Genomic DNA, 16,044 nt, shown 5'->3' on the forward strand with positions numbered 1-16,044 from the left:
CAGGGCTGGCCCCGCGCGCCGGGTCAGCTCTCAGCGGTCGTCGCGCCACCTGCCTCGACCACATCATCAGGTGCCGCTCTCGATCTTGGCACTCTGGGGACGGAGACTTCGTGCGTCAGGCGCGTAGGCCGGCGATGACGATCTGAACGAGAATTGTGGAGCCGCGGTGACGCGCGGTCGCGACGCAGCCGGTCACGAGAGCGTTGATGTCGTCGGCCGTGACGTCCGGACGGATGGTTCCGCGTTGCTGCGCCTCGTGCAGGAGTTCGGCGAAGGCTGCGGTGAGGGCGGCGTCAGCGTCGGCGGGTATGTGGTAGCCGCCGCCGGCCAGAGCATCCGCGATGGCGCGATTGGTGAGGCCGGCGTCCACCATGACGGTGAAGAACTCGGCGAAGTCGATGCCAGAACGGGCCTTCTCGGTCAGGGCGTGGAGGCGGTCGAGCACCACGGCCTGGATGAGCGATTCCTTGGTCGGGAAGTGCCGATACACGGTGCCGGCGCCGACGCCTGCGCGGCGGGCGATCTCGTCGATCGGCACGCCCAGGCCCTCGGTGGCCAGGATCTCGTAGGCGGCATTCAACACGCTCTGGCGATTGCGGCGAGCATCGGCACGCATGGGGTTCTCCGGCCTGTCGACAAACGGGGCGATCGTTCCGTATAGTTAAACGGGGCGACCGTTCCGATTGTAGGAGACGCCATGTGGAGTGCGCGTGACATACCCCGGCTCGACGGCACCACCGCGCTGGTGACCGGAGCCACCGCCGGCATCGGCCTGGAAATGGCAAGAGCTCTGAGCGCACAAGGAGCTCACGTGGTGATCGGCGCTCGCGATGCGGCACGCGGTGCGGAGGCCGTGCGTGCATTGCCCGGCAGAGGCAGCGTCCTCGCACTCGAACTCGCCAGCCTCCACGCCGTGCGGCAAGCGGCAAGCGACCTCCACAAGCGCTTCGAGCGGCTCGACATTCTGATCAACAACGCCGGTCTGTGGTGGCAGCCGGCACAGCGTACGAAGGACGGCTTCGAGTCTCAGATGGGAGTCAACCACCTCGGCCACTTCGCGCTGACCGGCCTGCTCCTCGACATGCTTGAGCGATCACCGGCCGGACGGATAGTCACGGTCAGCAGCAAGGCGGCCGCCACAGGCTCCGTCACGGCCCTCGACCCCAGGAGCCTCGACGGGTACCGGCCAACCACGGCCTACAACGCCTCGAAACTCGCGAACTTGCTGTTCGCGTTCGAACTGCAGCATCGACTCGCCGCGGCCGACTCATCGACGATCAGCCTCGCGGCTCATCCGGGCGGAGCGCGCACCAGCCTCTTTCGTGACGCATCCTCAGGCTTCCGCGTGGCCAACGCGACGCTTGGGTGGCTGTTTACCCAGCCTGCTCGGGCCGGTGCACTGTCCGTACTCCGGGCGGCCACCGATCCACGAGCCGTCGGCGGCGAGTACTACGGACCGGGCGGTCCGGGGCAGTTCAAGGGCAACCCGAAACCGCACCGGGCCCCGGACCGTGCCTGCGACCCGGCCACACGACGCCGATTGTGGGCGATGTCCGAAGTGGCGACAGGCGTCGCCTACCCCTTGCCTGCCGAAGCTGCGCACTGATCTATTCCTGCGACCCAGCGTACTGCTGGTCACGCCGGCCGGGTCACGGCTGAGGGCGCTGCCCGGGGAGATCGTGGATCGCGGTCAGGAAGCGCGACTGGTCGTCGCGGAGCGCGGGCTGGGTGAGCCGGATCCAGGAGCCGTCGTCGAAGAGGATCGTGGACGTCAGCTGCACGAGCCCGGTCGCGCCGCGCTCCGAGTCGACCCGCGCCACCCGGTCGCGTCGCATACTCCACAGCACCCGCGGTTGCCGTCGGTCGGGCCGGTCGGCGTCCGGGCGGGGGCCCATCCGCAGCAGGTGCAGGTGGGTGTCGGTCACCGCCAGCGGGGTGCCGCTGTAGCGCTCCAGGAACAGCAGCAGGCTGCCGGCGAGGGTGGCGAGGTCGCCGCTGAAGACGTACCGGCGGCGATGGGCGATCTCGGCGAGCTGCTCGGCCAGCGGCCGGTACTGGCTCAGCCGGAACAACGCCCGGAACGCCTCCTGCTCCTCGGTGAGCGCGATGGGATCCCGCTGCACCCGCTGCTGTGGAGGGGCCGGCTCCGGTTCGGCTGCCTCCGGCACACCGGCGGCGATGGCGCCGGCCCTGCCCGGCAGCAGCAGCACGCCCGCGGCCAGCCGGACCGGCGTCAGCACCGCGTCCACCCAGACCACCGGGTTGACGATGTTGAGTAGCCCGAACAGCACCTTCGGATCGAGCGAGTCGACGAACTCATCGGCCATCACATCGGCGAGCTGCCGACCGGCCCTGTGGGTCTGCGGGGCGCGAACCGGGCCGAGCCCCACATAGCGCAGCTCCTGCCCGGGCAGCAGTGGCGCGACGAGAGCGCGTTCGGGTTCGTCGCTGGTGCGGAACTCGTCGCGCAGCTCACGGGCCTTGTCCCGGGCGGCCCGCGCGCCGCCGAGCACCGCATCGGTGAACCGACCGAGCCGGCCACGCTCCCCTGACGTCACGCGTTCCTCCTAGCGGCCCGCCGGCTGACCCGCCGGCGGCTGCCCGAAGACATTCTGGTCGCCCCACCCCGCCCCACCCCGCCCCACCCCGCCCCACCCCGCCCCGCCCCGTCTGGTCGACCTGGCCCCCCGCGACCGTCCCCGAGCGAAACCGGTCCAGCGCGTCGATCTTGCAGTTCCTGTTGCCGTTATGGTGCGACGTGACTGTTTTGTCGCGACAGGAAGTGCAAGATCGGCGCGGCGAGGGGGTCGGGCGGGCGCGGCGCGGCGCGAACCGGTGGGGGCGGCGTTGTTGGTCACCCTGGAGGGGGTGGCAAACGGTCGCTGGGCTGGGCAGCATGGAGGGCATGGACTACGAATACGCGCCACTGCGGCTGCCGCCGAACGTCGACCGGTTGACCGCAGCGGCGCAGTTGGCGATCCAGGCGGAGTTCTCCGGATGGGAGTTGGCCCGGGTGCGGCTGTACCGGGACGGCACGCGGCAGGTGGTGCTACGTCGGCGGCGGGTCAACCAGCCGCAGCCGGGTCTGTCGTACTGACGACCGGGCGGTGCCGCCCGAGGCCGGAGTCCGGCCCCGGGCGGCACCCGGCCTAGTGCTGGTGCCCGGCGTGGTCGTGGTCGTCGTCGAGCTCCAGGAACGGGTGCTCGTCGAGCCGACCGACCAGCCGGTCGTCGGCAGCCGGCTGGAACGGGCCGACCGCGTCGTCGTCGTCGAACGACTCCAGGTCGACCGGGGTGCCCACCTCGCTGACCATGACCACCCCGTCGAGTGGCTCCAACTCGGGGACGTCCAACGCGCCGAGCGAGCCGTCACCACTCTGCAGCAGCTCCAGCACGGCCTCGCCGACGCCCTCCACCGGCGCCGGCTCGTCGTCCTCCGGGGTGCCCTCGCGGCGGGCCGCCTCGGCCACCCGCAGCAGCGCGGCGACGCTCGGCACCCGGTAGTCGCGACGCTGACGCACCGAGATCACCCGAGGGTGCGGGTCGCTGGCCTCGGCACCCTCGCCGCCGCCGAAACGCTCGTCCGCCTCGTCCGGGTCGATCGAGTCGACATCCCACGGCGTCACCTCGCCGAAGGCGTCGAGCAGCCGCTCGTCGTACGCGAAGGAGGCGTTGTTCAACGCCACGTACGCCTGCCAGACGTCGTCGTCGTCGACGCGGCCCTGGGCGGCGCGTACGGCGGCCAGGTGGTGGCGGGCCGCTTCGATCACCCGCTCGAGAGCGGCGTCCAGCTCACCATGCTGGTCGGTCATGTGGGGCAGTCCCTTCACGATGGGGAGGTTGCGCGCCGGCAGACACCGCCGGACACGACTAGCAGGTGCGGAGGAACCGGTCGAGAACCCGCACGCCGAACTGTAGTCCGTCGACCGGAACGCGCTCGTCGATGCCGTGGAACAACGCGGAGAAGTTCAGGTCGGCGGGCAGTTGGAGCGGCGCGAACCCGAAGCAGCGGATGCCGAGCTGCGAGAACGCCTTGGCGTCGGTGCCCCCGGAGAGCATGTACGGGACGGGCCGCGCCCCCGGGTCCTCCGCGCGCAGGGCCGCCGACATGGCCTCGACCAGGTCACCGTCGAAGGTGGTCTCCAGCGCCGGCTGCCGCTGGATGTACTCGATCGCGATGTCCGGGCCGACCAGCTCGCGCAGTTGCCGCTCCAGCAGCTCGGACTGGCCGGGCAGACTGCGGCAGTCGATGGTGGCGGTGGCCCGGCCGGGGATGACGTTGTCCTTGTATCCGGCGCTCAACCGGGTCGGGTTGGCGGTGTTGCGGATGGTCGCGCCGATGATGTTGGCGATGGGGCCGAGCTTCGCGATGGCCGTCTCCGGGTCGTCCGGGTCCAGCTCGATGCCGAGCAGGTCGGAGACCTCGGTGAGGAAGGCTCGCACGGTGTCGGTGACGACCACCGGGAAGCGGTGCCGGCCGATCCGGGCGACCGCCTCGGCGAGCGCGGTGACCGCGTTGTCGTCGTGCATCATCGAGCCGTGCCCGGGGCGGCCCTTGGCGTGCAGCCGCAGCCAGTCGATGCCCTTCTCGGCGGTCTCGATGAGGTAGAGCCGCTGGCTGTCGTTGACCGAGTAGGAGAAGCCGCCGACCTCGCCGATCGCCTCGGTGCAGCCGTCGAAGAGGCCCCGGTGGTTGTCCACCAGGAAGTGCGCGCCGTACTCGCCGCCGGCCTCCTCGTCGGCGGTGTAGGCCAGCACGATGTCGCGCGGCGGGCGTACGCCGGTGCGCTGCCAGTGCCGCACCACGGCGAGCACCATCGCGTCGAAGTCCTTCATGTCGATCGCGCCCCGGCCCCAGAGGTAGCCGTCGCGCAGCTCACCGGAGAACGGGCCCACCGACCACTCGTCGGCGTCGGCGGGCACCACGTCCAGGTGGCCGTGCACCAGCAGCGCGCCCCGGCTCGGGTCGGTGCCCGGGATGCGGGCCACCACGTTCGCCCGGCCCGGCACGGACTCGTGCAGGACGGACTCCACACCCACCTCGGCGAGCTTCTCCGCCACGTACTCGGCCGCGCGGCGCTCACCGGCGCTGGTGTCGTTGTCACCGGTGTTCGTGGTGTCGATGCGCAGCAGGTCGCGGCAGAGGTCCACGACCTCTGCGGTGGGGTCGGGCAGGGCGGAGGCGGCGTCGCTCGTCATCGCCTCTTCATACCAGCCCGGGCCGCTCGACAGGCCGGCGCGGGTGGAGGCATCGACGGGTCGGTTTCGCGTCGGCCGCGTTCGGGTACCGCCGCCCACGACCGAACGTCCCTGCCGGAGCTTCCGCCCGCCAGTCGAGGAGGGCACCATGTCCGCTGTTCCCCTGCCGCCGCTGCCGCCCGCGCCCGCACCCGAGGAGGGCTACCGACCCGCCGGTCGTAGCATCGCCGACATCGTCGACCGGGAGCACCGGCAACTGCTGGCGCTGCTGGACCAGCTCTCCGGCCCGGACACCACGCCGCAGGAGGGGTTGGCGGTGCTCACCGCCGCGCTGTCGCGGCACGTGTCCGCCGAGGAGCAGTACCTGCTGCCGGCGGTCCGCGCGGCGCTGCCGGCGGCCACCGAGCGGGTCGATGCGGAGATCAGCGCCGACGCGGCCCTGCTGAGCGCCCTGAAAGGGCTGACGGACGAGGCGCTGACCGAGGTCGCCGAGCGGGTCCGCCGGCATGTCGAGGGCGTGGGCGCGCTGGTCACCGAGCTGCGCGCCGTCGCGACCGAGGAGGAGCTGATCCGGCTGGGCAACCGGTTGGAGATCGCCGAAGAGGCCGCGCCGACCCGACCGCACCCGGGCACGCCGGCCACCCCTCCGTGGAACCGGATCGTGGAGCCGGCGGTCGGGGTCGTGGACAAGGTCCTCGACGCGGTGACCCGGCGGCCGACGTACCTGGCGGACCTGCCGGAGCCGCCGCGCGACCGCTGACCGACGACCACCGACAGTGCATTCATTATCACCGATCCGCTCAGGCTATTCCGCCAGCAGACGCCTGGTCCTACCGTCACCCTATGAACCTGGAGCTGCGTCACCTGCGGGTGGTCTGCGCGATCGCGGAGACGGGAAGTGTGACGAAGGCGGCCTCGGCGCTCGGCCTGGCCCAGCCGGCGCTCACCGCCCAGCTTCAACGCATCGAACGGACGCTGGGCGGCCCGCTGTTCGACCGGGATCGGCGCGGGGCTCGACCCACCGCGCTCGGTGAGCTGGTGCTGGCCCGCGCCCGGGTGCTGCTGCCGGCGATGAAGGGGTTGCAGGACGAGGCCGCTCGGCTGGCCGGGGCAGGCGACACGCCGCCGTGCTACCGGTTCGGCGGGGTCAACAGCCCGATCCTGGGTCGGCTGGTGCACCGCTTGGCGGCCGAGCAGCCGCCCGCCCAGATCACCACGTACGCGTCCTGGTCGGTGGACGAGTTGGCGCAGTTGGTGGCCGGCGGTCGGCTGGACTTCGCATTGGCCGGCGTGTGCGGCGACGCCAGTCCGTCGGCCGGGTTCGGGTTGAGCTGGCAGGAGGTGGCCGTCGACCCGGTGCTGGTGCTGCTGCCGGAGACCCATCCCCTCGCGGCGCAGGAGGAGGTCCGCCTGGCCGACCTGCGCCACGAACAGTGGGTCGCCGCGCCGGGTGACGGCTGCTTCGCCGACTGCTTCGCCGCCGCCTGCGCCCGCGCCGGCTTCACCCCCCGCAAGGTGTACGAGACCGACATCCGCGGCTGCGTCGACCTGGTGGAAGCCGGCGTGGCGGTGGCCCTGTGCCAGGCGACGTTCCGTCCGGTGAGTGGTCTGGTCACCCGTCAACTCGCCGGGACGCCGCTGCGCTGGCGGCTGCTGCTCGGCTGGCATCCGGACTCCCCCGCCGCCCAGGGCGCGGAGCTCGTGCTGGAAACGGCGAAGGCGGCGTACGTCGACTCGTTGGCGCCGCACCCGGCGTACCTGGCCTGGCTGCCCCGCAACCCGGGGTTCGGCGTCCGGCACCCCACCGGGGTACGGCCGGGCTGAGCTGCCGGTATTCCGGGCCGCTGGCGGTGCGAACCGCCGTGGGCCGGGTATCTGGCGGACATGACCGACCTCTACCCGCCCGCCGACGACCGCGAACTGCTGCGCCAGGCGGCTGCCGCGCACACCGCCGCCACCCGTGCGGTGGAGGCGTTCCTGCGCCGCCTGCCGGCGGTGCCCGACCCGGCCGACGTGACCGAGTACGCGAATCTGCTCACCCGGGAGGACCAGACCCGGGGCGACCGGGACGCCGCCGCCGACGCGGCGGGTCTGACCATCGCCAGTCTGGAGCCCGACCAGGGCCAGTAGCGCGCCGCGACGGTGCCGTCCCGGGTTCGGGACGGCACCGTCGCGGGTGAACCTCGCTCAGCGTTCGACGAGCGGGTCGTGACCCAGGTCCAGCAGGGAGTGCCGCCAGTTGTCGTCGGCGTTGCCGCGCGACGGTTTGGCGTCCATCAGCTCGCGGATCCGCTCGACCGCCTCCCGCATCACCTCGATGTCCTCCGGGGTGAGGTCCACCTTGCGCTTGTTGAGCACCTTGAGGATCTCCCGGCCGGGCTGGGGCAGGTCGAGGTTCGGGTTCGGGCTGAACGACTCCTCCCCCGAACCCCGGGTCAGCAGCCAGGTCCGCAGCTGCTCCGACGGGACGTTGACCTCGGCGTGGAAGTCCTCCCAGAGCACTTCCACCTCGGGGTCGAGCCGCGCTTCGCGTACCATCAGGTCTCCTCTCGCCGGCGGCGGCCCGGACGTCTCCGGGTCGTCCTGGTCGGTCTTCGGATGCAGGCCCTCCGCGGGCACCCGCGTGCGGCGGGGGTTCGCGGTGGGCGACGCCAGGATCGGGTCGGGATGGTCGTCCTCGTCCCGGGGTTTCGCGGACTCCGCGGGCTGGTGCGGGTCCTCCTGTTCGTCCCTTCGCGCCGGCCCGCTCATCGCGGGTGTGTGGTCGTGGCGGCGGTGTACCCCCGCTCGCCCGCTGTTACGTCGAAGGTGAGCGCCCCGTCGCGGACGTCCACAGTGACCTTCTGCCCCGGCGAGATCGCCGACTCCAGCAGCATCCGGGACAGGTGGTTGTCCACCTCCCGCTGGATCACCCGGCGCAGCGGGCGGGCGCCGAACTCCGGCTGGTAGCCGTGCTCGGCGAGCCAGTCGATGCCGGCGGTGGTGAACTCCACCTGGAGGTCCTGGGCGTGCATCCGGCGGCGGGTCTCCTCCAACAGCAGCGCGGTGATGTCGCGCAGCTGCTCGGCCTCGAGCCGGCGGAAGATGATGACCTCGTCGATGCGGTTGAGGAACTCCGGGCGGAAGTTCTCCTGAAGGCGGCGCATGAGGCGCTCACGCAGCTCGTTGCTCTCCTGCTCGCTGCCCACGTCCCCGGTGCCGAAGCCGACCGAGCGCTGGGCGCCGGTGATCAGTTCGGAGCCGAGGTTGCTCGTCATGATCAGGACGGTGTTCTTGAAGTTCACCGTGCGACCCTGACTGTCGGTGAGCCGCCCGTCGTCGAGCACCTGGAGCAGGATGTTGAAGACGTCCGGGTGGGCCTTCTCGATCTCGTCGAGCAGCACCACCGCGTACGGGCGGCGACGCACCGCCTCGGTGAGCTGGCCGGCCTCCTCGTAGCCGACGTATCCGGGCGGCGCGCCGACCAGCCGACTGACCGTGTGCCGCTCCTGGAACTCGCTCATGTCCACCCGGACCATCCGGTCCGCCTCGCCGAACAACGCCTCGGCCAGGGCCCGCGCCAACTCGGTCTTGCCGACACCGGTCGGGCCGAGGAACAGGAAGCTGCCCATCGGTCGCTCCGGGTCGGCCAGCCCGGCCCGGGAGCGGCGCACCGCCTCGGCGACCGCGGTGACCGCGTCGTCCTGACCGACCACCTTCTGGTGCAGGTGACCCTCCAGGCGCAGCAGCCGGTCGCGTTCCTCCTCGGTGAGCTGGCTGACCGGGATGCCGGTGGCCCGGGAGACCACCTCGGCGATCTCCTTGGGGCCCACCTCGGGCACCTGGGATCCGGACGAGCCGTCCTCGCCGTTGGCGCGTCGGATGTCCTCCTCCAGCTCGGAGATCCGGTCGCGCAGCGCGGAGGCCCGCTCGTACTGCTCGTCGGTGACGGCCTGTTCCTTGTCCCGGCGTACCTCGTCGAGTTCCTGCTCCAACTCGCGCACGTCGGACGCGGGGGTGCGGGTCCGCAGCCGCACCCGGGCGCCGGCCTGGTCGATGAGGTCGATCGCCTTGTCCGGCAGGAACCGGTCGGTGACGTACCGGTCGGACAGCTCGGCGGCCGAGACCAACGCCTCGTCGGTGAAGCGCACCTGGTGGTGGGCCTCGTACCGGTCGCGCAGCCCGCGCAGGATGGCGATGGTGTCGTCGACGCTGGGCTCGGGCACCAGCACCGGCTGGAAGCGCCGGGCCAGGGCGGCGTCCTTCTCGATGCTCTTGCGGTACTCGTCCAGCGTCGTCGCGCCGATCACCCGCAGCTCGCCGCGGGCGAGGGCGGGTTTGAGCATGTTCGACGCGTCCATTCCGCCCTCGCTGCCGGCGCCACCGGCCCCGACCAGGGTGTGGATCTCGTCCATGAAGATGATCAGCTCGTCCCGGTGCGCCCGGATCTCGTCGATCACCTTCTTCAGCCGTTCCTCGAAGTCGCCCCGGTAACGGGTGCCGGCGACCAGACCGGCCAGGTCGAGCTGGACGACCCGCTTGCCGAGCAGGGTCTGCGGTACGTCGCCGTCGCAGATCCGTTCGGCCAGCCCTTCGACGATGGCGGTCTTGCCGACGCCCGCCTCGCCGATCAGCACCGGGTTGTTCTTGGTCCGCCGGGACAGGATCTCCACGGCCTGCTCGATCTCGTCGGCCCGCCCGATCACCGGGTCGATCTGGTCGTTGCGGGCCAGGTCGGTGAGGTCCTGCCCGTACTGGTCCAGGGTGGGGGTGCCACGGTCCGGCTTCGGCCCGGTCATCGGCCCGCGCTCGGCGTTGGCGGCCTGCAACGACTCGGGTTGGATCCGGCCGGCGGCCAGCATCCGCCCGGCCGGCGACTCCGGGTTGAGCGGCAGCGCCATCAGGATGTGCTCGGGGCCGATGTAGTTGGCGCCCATCGCGCGGGACAGCTGATGGGCGTCGAGCAGCGCCCGCTTGGCGGCGGGGGTCAACGAGAGGTTGGGTGGCACCTCCCCGCGTGGCGCGCCGTCGCCCTTTCCGCCGAGGGCGTTGAGCAGGGTGTCCGGGTCGGCGCCGGCCCGGCGTACCAGGTCACGCAGCGGTTCGCGTTGCAGCGCCGCCCAGAGCAGGTGGTCGGTGTCCAGGTCGCTGCTCTGGCGTTGCGCGGCCCGTCGGGCCGCGTCGGCCAGCATCTCCCGGGCGTCGGCCGTCATCAGTCGGGTGATGTCGACCCGGTGCGGCGGTCGGCGCCCTCCCTCGCCCCGGCCGAAGTACCTGGCCAGGAATTCGTCCCACGGGTCGGAGCCGATGTCACCGGGTCCCATCATGTCTGTCCTCCGCAGTAGGGCTCGGCACGGTCGGCAGGGGCTACCCGGCGCGCGCCCCGACAAACGCCGCAGGTGGCGAAGGACCGGCATTCCGGGAGTGGCGTCGGGCCAGGGCCGGGCGGTGGTGGCAGGCTGACCGGATGGATGAGACCCCGCTGCTGATCGTGGATGGCGCCAACGTGGTGGGCTCGCGCCCGAACGGGTGGTGGCGTGACCGTGCCGGGGCCGCTGCCCGGTTGCGCGACTCGCTCGCCCCGGTGGCGACCATCGGGTTGCCGGCCCGGCTGACCGCTCCGGTGGAGGTGGTTCTGGTGGTCGAGGGGGCCGCGCGGGGCGTGCCGGGCACCGAGGGTGTGCGGGTGGTCTCCGCCGCCGGTTCCGGCGACGACACGGTGGTCGAGCTGGTGGAGGGCGCGCCGCGGCGTCGGCGGCTGGTGGTCACCGCCGACCGGGAGTTGCGCGGCCGGGTGACGGCGCTGGGCGCGGAGGTGTACGGCCCGCGTTGGCTCCGCGAGAACCCGACCAGCAACTGAGAAATTCTCGCACTGGGACTCCCACAGATCGGACTCCCGGCGCTTCCGAGGGCCTTCCGGACAGGCGGGCAGGAACACCGACAGGGCGGATGTTCTTTCGGAACCGGCGATAGGCTCTAATGGAGATCTCCCCGCCCCCAGGAGGTTCCGCCGTGGCGAGCGTCGCCGAGCTGAAGGCTGCCATCGATGTCGCCCTCCAACAGATCGGAGACGGGCAGACAGCCGTGCAGGCGGCCGGCGAGAAACTCTCCGAGGCACAGCAGACCCTGGCCGGGGCGCTGGAGGGCAGCGGGCACGAGACGGTGGAGGCGGCCCAGGCGTCGCTGACCCAGGCCAGCCAGGAGCTGGAGGAGTGTCTCGCCGCGACACTTGTCGCGGTGGAGCAGGCGCAGCTCTACGTCTCCACCCTGTAGGCCGTCATGTCCATCATCGAGGATGTCGGCGGGCAGGTCCGTGCCGCCACCGAGGAGTTCCCAGTCGCGCTGCTCGGGCAGGCCCTGGAGAAGTTCGGCCTGGCCGCGGAGCGGCTGCGCTGGGTACGACAGGAGTCGGCCAACCCGATGGGGGTGCCCGAGCTCTCCGCCGCCACCGAGCACGCCGAGAGCGCCGGCTACGCGCTGCGGGTGGCCCAGGAACAGCTGTCGGCGTACCTGACGGCGATCGGGCTCGGCGCCGACGGCACCCCGGCGCCCCGCCCTGAGCAGCAACGCGCTCCCCGACACGACACGCCACCGGTGTCCGGGCCCGCCGCGGTCGCGCCGGAGCCGGCCGAGCAGGTGCGAATGCGCCGCTGGTGGTCGGTGCGGGTGGCCGAGCTGACCGGCGGGCGCGAGGGCACCGACGACGAGCCCGACGAGCGGGTGGTCGACTCCCAGGAGCTGCTGCGCCGAGTGGTGGGTGGTGTCCGCTCCGGCGACCGGGACCGGCTCCGCAAGGAGCTGCGCCGAGCCCCGGCCGACGTGGGGCTGGGCATGGCGGCGCTGGCGCCGCCGCTGCTGCGTGAGCTGGCCGGCGAGTTGCTCGGGCACCCGCCTCGCGCCACCGATCTCGGGCGGCTGCGCGGCGAGTTGGACGGACGCGTGCGCGACCTGCTGCCCGGGTTGCCGCCGCCGGTGCTGGAGACGTTGCTGACCCGGGTGTGCCGGATGCCGCCGCCGCGCGCCTCGGGGGAACCACCGCACGCCGCCGACTCCGCGGTGACCGCCGGGGTGGCGACCGGGCTGCTGCTCGCCCGCCTGGGCCGGGACCTGCCGGCCGGCGGCGCGAAAGAACCGGCGGGTGCGGGGCAGCGAGACGACGTCGGGCAGCCGGCGCGCTCGGAGCAGCCGGCGGGTACGCAGCAGCCGGGCGGGACCGGGCGGTCGGCGGGCGGAGTTCCCCGCGTCGGCGGTGCGAGGCAGCGCTCCGGTGGTCTGCCGCAGCGCTCGGATGCGCCGCCGCCACGCCCCGGTGGGCCGCCCCCACGCTCGGGCAGCCCCTGGCGGGACGCGCCGACGCGTCGGGGCTCCGATGGCTGACCGGCGCGGTCAGCTGGCCGGCCGGGTCCGGGACACCCTCGCCGAGGCGTTGGGCGCCACCCGCACCCGACTGTCCGCCGCCCAGGCCGACCTGACCGCCGGGCGGGAACGACTGGCCCGGGTCGAGCGGGCCGCGGCTGCCGTACCGGAGCGGGTGGGCGCCCAACGGGACCGCCGCATCGCCGAGATCGACGCCCGCTACTCCACCCGGATCGCGGAGCTGGCCCGGCGGGCCGCCGACGCGGCCCGGCAGGAGGCGCCGGGCTGCGCGGGGGCCGACTGGGCCGGGTGGACGCCGACGCCCGCCCGCCGGGCCGAGCCGCCCGGCGCGTTGCGGGTCGGCACGGTCCGGATCGACGGCGTCGACCCGGTGCCCGCGCTGGTGCCGTTGCTCGACGCCGGGCACGTGCACCTCTCCGGGGACGACCGCGCCGGCTGCGACGCGGTGGTGTCCGCGTTGCTGCTGCGGGCCGTCGGCCGTGCCGACCCCGGGGTGGTACGACTGGTCGGGTACGACCCGGACCAGCTCGGCGGCGGCCTGGCCGGGTTCGCCCCGTTGGGCACGGCGGGGCTGCTCACCTTCGTCGGCCCGGGCGGGCTGGGCCCGCTGCTCGACGACCTGGTGGAGCAGATCCGCCGAATCAACGAGACGGTCCTCGCCGGTGAGTACGCGTCGCTGCGCGAACTGGCGGCGGCGACCGGCCGACGGCCCGAGCCGTGGCGGGTGGCGGTGCTGCTCGGCGGGGAGGAGCTGAACCGGCACGAGCGCGGGCAACTGGACCGGGTGGTGCGGGCCGGCGCCGCCTGCGGCGTACACCTGGTGGTGCACGGTGTGCCGTTGCCGGAGGATCCGACGGTGACCCGGGTGGTGGCCGGCGTGTCCGGCGCGCGGATCGGCGGCTCGGCCGGGCTGCCGGTCCGGCTGGACCCACCGCCGCCGGCGGCGCTGGTCACCGAGACCTGCCGGGACGTCGCCGCCCGGGTGAACGCGGGCCCGCCGCCGACTCCTTTCACCGACCTGCTGCCCCCGGCCGAGCTGATGTGGCGGGAGGACTCCGCCGACGGGCTGACCGCGCCGATCGGTGAGGGCCCACAGGGTCGGCCGGTGCGGCTGACGCTCGGCGACTACCCACCGCACGCGCTGATCGGCGGGCCGTCCGGCACCGGCAAGACCAACCTGATCTTCGCGTGGATCGGCGCGTTGGCGGCCCGCTACTCCCCCGCCGAGCTGGAGTTCTACCTGCTGGACTTCAAGGAGGGGGTCTCCTTCGCACGGTTCGCGCAGGGCCGGCGTGACCCGAGTTGGCTGCCGCACATGCGGCTGGTCGGTATCAACGTCAACACCGACCGGGAGTTCGGGCTGGCGCTGCTGCGCTTCCTCGCCGAGGAATTGCGCCGACGCGCGGACGCGGCCAAGAAACACGAGGTGACGAAGCTGGCGGAGCTGCGGGCGGTCGACCCGACCGGGCACTGGCCACGCATCGTCGCCGTGGTGGACGAGTTCCAGATGTTGCTGGCCGGCCGGGACGTGGTCGCCCGGGAGGCGGCCGACCTGTTGGAGGACCTGGCCCGCCGCGGCCGGTCCCAGGGCATCCACCTGGTCCTGGCCTCGCAGGACGTGCGGGGCATCGAGGCGCTGTGGGGCCGCCCCGCGCTGGTCGCGCAGTTCGCCCTGCGCATCGCGTTGCCCAAGGCGCTGCGCATCCTCGCCGAGCGCAACGACGCGGCCCAGTCGCTGCCGCGCTGGCACGCGGTGGTCAACGCCGAGTCGGGCATGGTGGAGGGCAACGAGGTGGCCCGCATCCCGGCGGCCAGCGACTGGGAGACCTGGAGCGGGTTGCAACACCGGCTGTGGCGGATGCGCGCCCCCGACGCGGCGCCGGCCCGGCTCTTCGACGGCGACGCGATCCCCCGGCTGGCGGACGCCCCGGACTTCCGGGCGCTCGCCGTTCCGCCGGACGGAACCGCGCCGCGCAACCCGGTGGCTCTGCTCGGCGAGATCATCGACGTGCAGTCCCGCTCGGCGTCGCTGCGGCTGCCGCGCGCCCCGGGCCGCAACCTCGCGGTGCTCGGCACCCGCGTCGACGAGGCGTGCGCGGTGCTCGACGCGGCGGCCCGGTCGCTGGCCCGTCAGCACCCGCCGGGCACCGCCCGGTTCTCCATCGCCTGCCTCGACCCGGACGCCGACCCGATCGCCCGCGCCCTCTACGACGACCTGGCCGACGACGCCGCCTGGTACGACGAGGAGACCGTCGGGGAGCTGATGGCCGAGACGGCCGACGGGCTCAGCGGCCCGGGAAGTCCGCACTACCTGCTGCTGTTCGCCGTCGACGCGGCAGCGGGCGCGTTGGCCGCTCGCGCGGGTCGGCGGACCGGCCTGGAGCAGCTGCGCCGGATCATGCACGACGGGCCGGAACGACGCACGCACGTGCTGGCCTGGTGGCGGGGTGTGGCCCGGATGCGCGCCGATCTCGGTGGGCCGGCCTCCCGTACCGACCAGATCGGTGCCTGGGTGGCCCTGGACGCGCACGGCGGCGAGCTGGGCTCGTCGCTCTATCCGGGCACCGGCGGCCCGGACTGGTATCCCCGCCCCTGGCGGGGGCTCTTCTTCGACCGGGCGGTGCACCGCACCGGACAGGTGATCATCCCGTATGGACCGACGCGATGAACGAACCGGTGACCAGCGAGACGTACGCGGCGCAGCTACGGCGGCTGGCCGAGCTCAGCGCGCGGGTACGCGAGCAGCGCGCCGAGGCGCACACCTGGCACGAGCGGCAGTGCGTTGCCGCCGAGCGGGCCGTCGCCGAGGCTGCCGACCAGCTCCAGAGCGCCGAGGAGGAACTGGTCGCTGCCCGTGAGCAGCAGGAACGGGTCGACGCCGAGGCGGCCCACCTGTGGCAGCAGGTCCGTTCGCGCCTCGGTGCCCGCCGTCTCGGTGGCCCGCCCGCCCCGGCGAACGGCGTCGGGGCCACCGACCCGGTGGTGCTGCTCGCCAAGGCCCGTGACCTGCTCGACCGGGCCGGTCAGCCGGGCGAGCTGCCGGGCTCGGTCAACCCGCTGCTGGCGCTCTGCGGGGTGGCCGGTGCCGTGCTGGCGTACGCGCTGGGGGCCGGCGCCCGCGCACTCGGCATCGGGTACGGCGGAGACCTGGCGGTCGGGTTGCCGGTGCTGGCGCTGGTGGTGACCCTGCTCGGGCCGCTGGTCGGTCTGGTGCCGGCGCGGGTGCTGGCCGACCGCCGGCACGCGGTGCTCGGCCCCCGACCGATCACAGTGGTCCTCGGTGCGGGGGTGGTCGCCACCGGGCTGCTGCTGGCCCTCGGCCGCTGATCCGACGAACGGCCCCCGGGTGACCGCGGTCAACGACCGGACGTGGCACTCGGGGCGCGAGACAACACTAAGGGACGTCTCGTAACCCCGGTGTCTGTCTGCTGAGGATGATCATCGAGGATGCCCGGGTGCAGGTGATCACCGCAGCGCGCCCGGAGTGGA

The 16,044-nt window shown here is 73.0% G+C and carries 16 protein-coding genes; 10 read left to right on the forward strand and 6 right to left on the reverse strand.

The genetic code is table 11. The features are described 5' to 3' along the window. Positions 1–115: 115 nt before the first annotated feature. Positions 116–616, reverse strand: coding sequence for a TetR/AcrR family transcriptional regulator (locus ACGF3C_RS32145; RefSeq protein ID WP_393227473.1), 501 nt, complete (start codon positions 614–616; stop codon positions 116–118). Between the two features lie 81 nt (positions 617–697). Between ACGF3C_RS32145 and ACGF3C_RS32150 the strand changes: the two genes are divergently transcribed. Then, complete coding sequence (locus ACGF3C_RS32150) at positions 698–1,606, forward strand: oxidoreductase (RefSeq protein WP_393227475.1); 909 nt, start codon at positions 698–700, stop codon at positions 1,604–1,606. 43 nt (positions 1,607–1,649) lie between these two features. On the opposite strand, the gene ACGF3C_RS32155 is transcribed toward ACGF3C_RS32150, so the two are convergent. After that, a complete protein-coding gene (locus ACGF3C_RS32155) occupies positions 1,650–2,558 on the reverse strand; it encodes a hypothetical protein (RefSeq protein ID WP_393227477.1) in 909 nt (302 codons plus the stop codon). A gap of 347 nt (positions 2,559–2,905) precedes the next feature. Between ACGF3C_RS32155 and ACGF3C_RS32160 the strand changes: the two genes are divergently transcribed. Further along, positions 2,906–3,097: a DUF5703 family protein gene (locus ACGF3C_RS32160; RefSeq protein ID WP_013734349.1), complete on the forward strand. Its 192-nt coding sequence runs from the start codon at positions 2,906–2,908 to the stop codon at positions 3,095–3,097. 52 nt (positions 3,098–3,149) lie between these two features. On the opposite strand, the gene ACGF3C_RS32165 is transcribed toward ACGF3C_RS32160, so the two are convergent. Both ACGF3C_RS32165 and ACGF3C_RS32170 read right to left on the reverse strand, forming a co-directional pair. After that, positions 3,150–3,812: a hypothetical protein gene (locus tag ACGF3C_RS32165; RefSeq protein ID WP_091408864.1), complete on the reverse strand. Its 663-nt coding sequence runs from the start codon at positions 3,810–3,812 to the stop codon at positions 3,150–3,152. Between the two features lie 58 nt (positions 3,813–3,870). After that, entirely contained in the window at positions 3,871–5,199 is a 1,329-nt protein-coding gene (locus ACGF3C_RS32170) for a M20/M25/M40 family metallo-hydrolase (RefSeq protein ID WP_393227479.1), read from the reverse strand. A 148-nt stretch (positions 5,200–5,347) separates the two neighbouring features. On the opposite strand from ACGF3C_RS32170, the gene ACGF3C_RS32175 reads away from it, so the two are divergent. From ACGF3C_RS32175 to ACGF3C_RS32185, 3 genes are all read left to right on the forward strand, one after another. Beyond that, positions 5,348–5,959 (forward strand): hemerythrin domain-containing protein, encoded by a 612-nt coding sequence (locus tag ACGF3C_RS32175; RefSeq protein WP_393227481.1) that lies wholly within the window; start codon positions 5,348–5,350, stop codon positions 5,957–5,959. A gap of 83 nt (positions 5,960–6,042) precedes the next feature. Beyond that, positions 6,043–7,023 (forward strand): LysR family transcriptional regulator, encoded by a 981-nt coding sequence (locus ACGF3C_RS32180; protein WP_357208156.1) that lies wholly within the window; start codon positions 6,043–6,045, stop codon positions 7,021–7,023. 60 nt (positions 7,024–7,083) lie between these two features. Continuing rightward, complete coding sequence (locus ACGF3C_RS32185; protein ID WP_393227483.1) at positions 7,084–7,329, forward strand: hypothetical protein; 246 nt, start codon at positions 7,084–7,086, stop codon at positions 7,327–7,329. A 57-nt stretch (positions 7,330–7,386) separates the two neighbouring features. Here ACGF3C_RS32185 and ACGF3C_RS32190 read toward each other — a convergent pair whose 3' ends face one another. Continuing rightward, the gene (locus ACGF3C_RS32190; protein ID WP_141909299.1) at positions 7,387–7,737 is read right to left on the reverse strand and encodes a DUF3140 domain-containing protein; all 351 of its coding nucleotides are present in this window, start codon (positions 7,735–7,737) and stop codon (positions 7,387–7,389) included. 209 nt (positions 7,738–7,946) lie between these two features. Next, positions 7,947–10,505, reverse strand: a complete 2,559-nt coding sequence (locus tag ACGF3C_RS32195; protein WP_355007897.1) for an ATP-dependent Clp protease ATP-binding subunit — start codon at positions 10,503–10,505, stop codon at positions 7,947–7,949. 140 nt (positions 10,506–10,645) lie between these two features. Between ACGF3C_RS32195 and ACGF3C_RS32200 the strand changes: the two genes are divergently transcribed. From ACGF3C_RS32200 to ACGF3C_RS32220, 5 genes are all read left to right on the forward strand, one after another. Beyond that, positions 10,646–11,038 carry a hypothetical protein gene (locus tag ACGF3C_RS32200; protein ID WP_355007896.1) on the forward strand — a complete coding sequence of 131 codons (393 nt, stop codon included), beginning with the start codon at positions 10,646–10,648 and terminating at the stop codon, positions 11,036–11,038. A 152-nt stretch (positions 11,039–11,190) separates the two neighbouring features. Next, on the forward strand, positions 11,191–11,451 hold the full coding sequence (locus ACGF3C_RS32205) for a hypothetical protein (protein ID WP_030332749.1): 261 nt from the start codon (positions 11,191–11,193) through the stop codon (positions 11,449–11,451). Between the two features lie 6 nt (positions 11,452–11,457). Beyond that, entirely contained in the window at positions 11,458–12,555 is a 1,098-nt protein-coding gene (locus ACGF3C_RS32210; protein ID WP_393227486.1) for a hypothetical protein, read from the forward strand. Then, positions 12,548–15,223 (forward strand): FtsK/SpoIIIE domain-containing protein, encoded by a 2,676-nt coding sequence (locus ACGF3C_RS32215; RefSeq protein WP_393227487.1) that lies wholly within the window; start codon positions 12,548–12,550, stop codon positions 15,221–15,223. The genes ACGF3C_RS32210 and ACGF3C_RS32215 overlap by 8 nt, the downstream gene beginning before the upstream one ends. Beyond that, positions 15,220–15,882 (forward strand): hypothetical protein, encoded by a 663-nt coding sequence (locus ACGF3C_RS32220; protein WP_393227489.1) that lies wholly within the window; start codon positions 15,220–15,222, stop codon positions 15,880–15,882. Before ACGF3C_RS32215 ends, ACGF3C_RS32220 begins: the two co-directional genes overlap by 4 nt. The last annotated feature ends 162 nt before the right edge of the window (positions 15,883–16,044 follow it).

This window comes from Micromonospora sp. NPDC047762, from assembly GCF_043204655.1.
Taxonomy (GTDB): Bacteria; Actinomycetota; Actinomycetes; order Mycobacteriales; family Micromonosporaceae; genus Micromonospora.

Coding starts and splice junctions, on each gene's coding strand:
- ACGF3C_RS32145 (WP_393227473.1), bottom strand. CDS start 616: ATGCGTGCCGATGCTCGCCGCAATCGCCAGAGCGTGTTGAATGCCGCC.
- ACGF3C_RS32150 (WP_393227475.1), top strand. CDS start 698: ATGTGGAGTGCGCGTGACATACCCCGGCTCGACGGCACCACCGCGCTG.
- ACGF3C_RS32160 (WP_013734349.1), top strand. CDS start 2,906: ATGGACTACGAATACGCGCCACTGCGGCTGCCGCCGAACGTCGACCGG.
- ACGF3C_RS32165 (WP_091408864.1), bottom strand. CDS start 3,812: ATGACCGACCAGCATGGTGAGCTGGACGCCGCTCTCGAGCGGGTGATC.
- ACGF3C_RS32170 (WP_393227479.1), bottom strand. CDS start 5,199: ATGACGAGCGACGCCGCCTCCGCCCTGCCCGACCCCACCGCAGAGGTC.
- ACGF3C_RS32175 (WP_393227481.1), top strand. CDS start 5,348: ATGTCCGCTGTTCCCCTGCCGCCGCTGCCGCCCGCGCCCGCACCCGAG.
- ACGF3C_RS32180 (WP_357208156.1), top strand. CDS start 6,043: ATGAACCTGGAGCTGCGTCACCTGCGGGTGGTCTGCGCGATCGCGGAG.
- ACGF3C_RS32185 (WP_393227483.1), top strand. CDS start 7,084: ATGACCGACCTCTACCCGCCCGCCGACGACCGCGAACTGCTGCGCCAG.
- ACGF3C_RS32190 (WP_141909299.1), bottom strand. CDS start 7,737: ATGGTACGCGAAGCGCGGCTCGACCCCGAGGTGGAAGTGCTCTGGGAG.
- ACGF3C_RS32195 (WP_355007897.1), bottom strand. CDS start 10,505: ATGATGGGACCCGGTGACATCGGCTCCGACCCGTGGGACGAATTCCTG.
- ACGF3C_RS32200 (WP_355007896.1), top strand. CDS start 10,646: ATGGATGAGACCCCGCTGCTGATCGTGGATGGCGCCAACGTGGTGGGC.
- ACGF3C_RS32210 (WP_393227486.1), top strand. CDS start 11,458: ATGTCCATCATCGAGGATGTCGGCGGGCAGGTCCGTGCCGCCACCGAG.
- ACGF3C_RS32215 (WP_393227487.1), top strand. CDS start 12,548: ATGGCTGACCGGCGCGGTCAGCTGGCCGGCCGGGTCCGGGACACCCTC.
- ACGF3C_RS32220 (WP_393227489.1), top strand. CDS start 15,220: ATGAACGAACCGGTGACCAGCGAGACGTACGCGGCGCAGCTACGGCGG.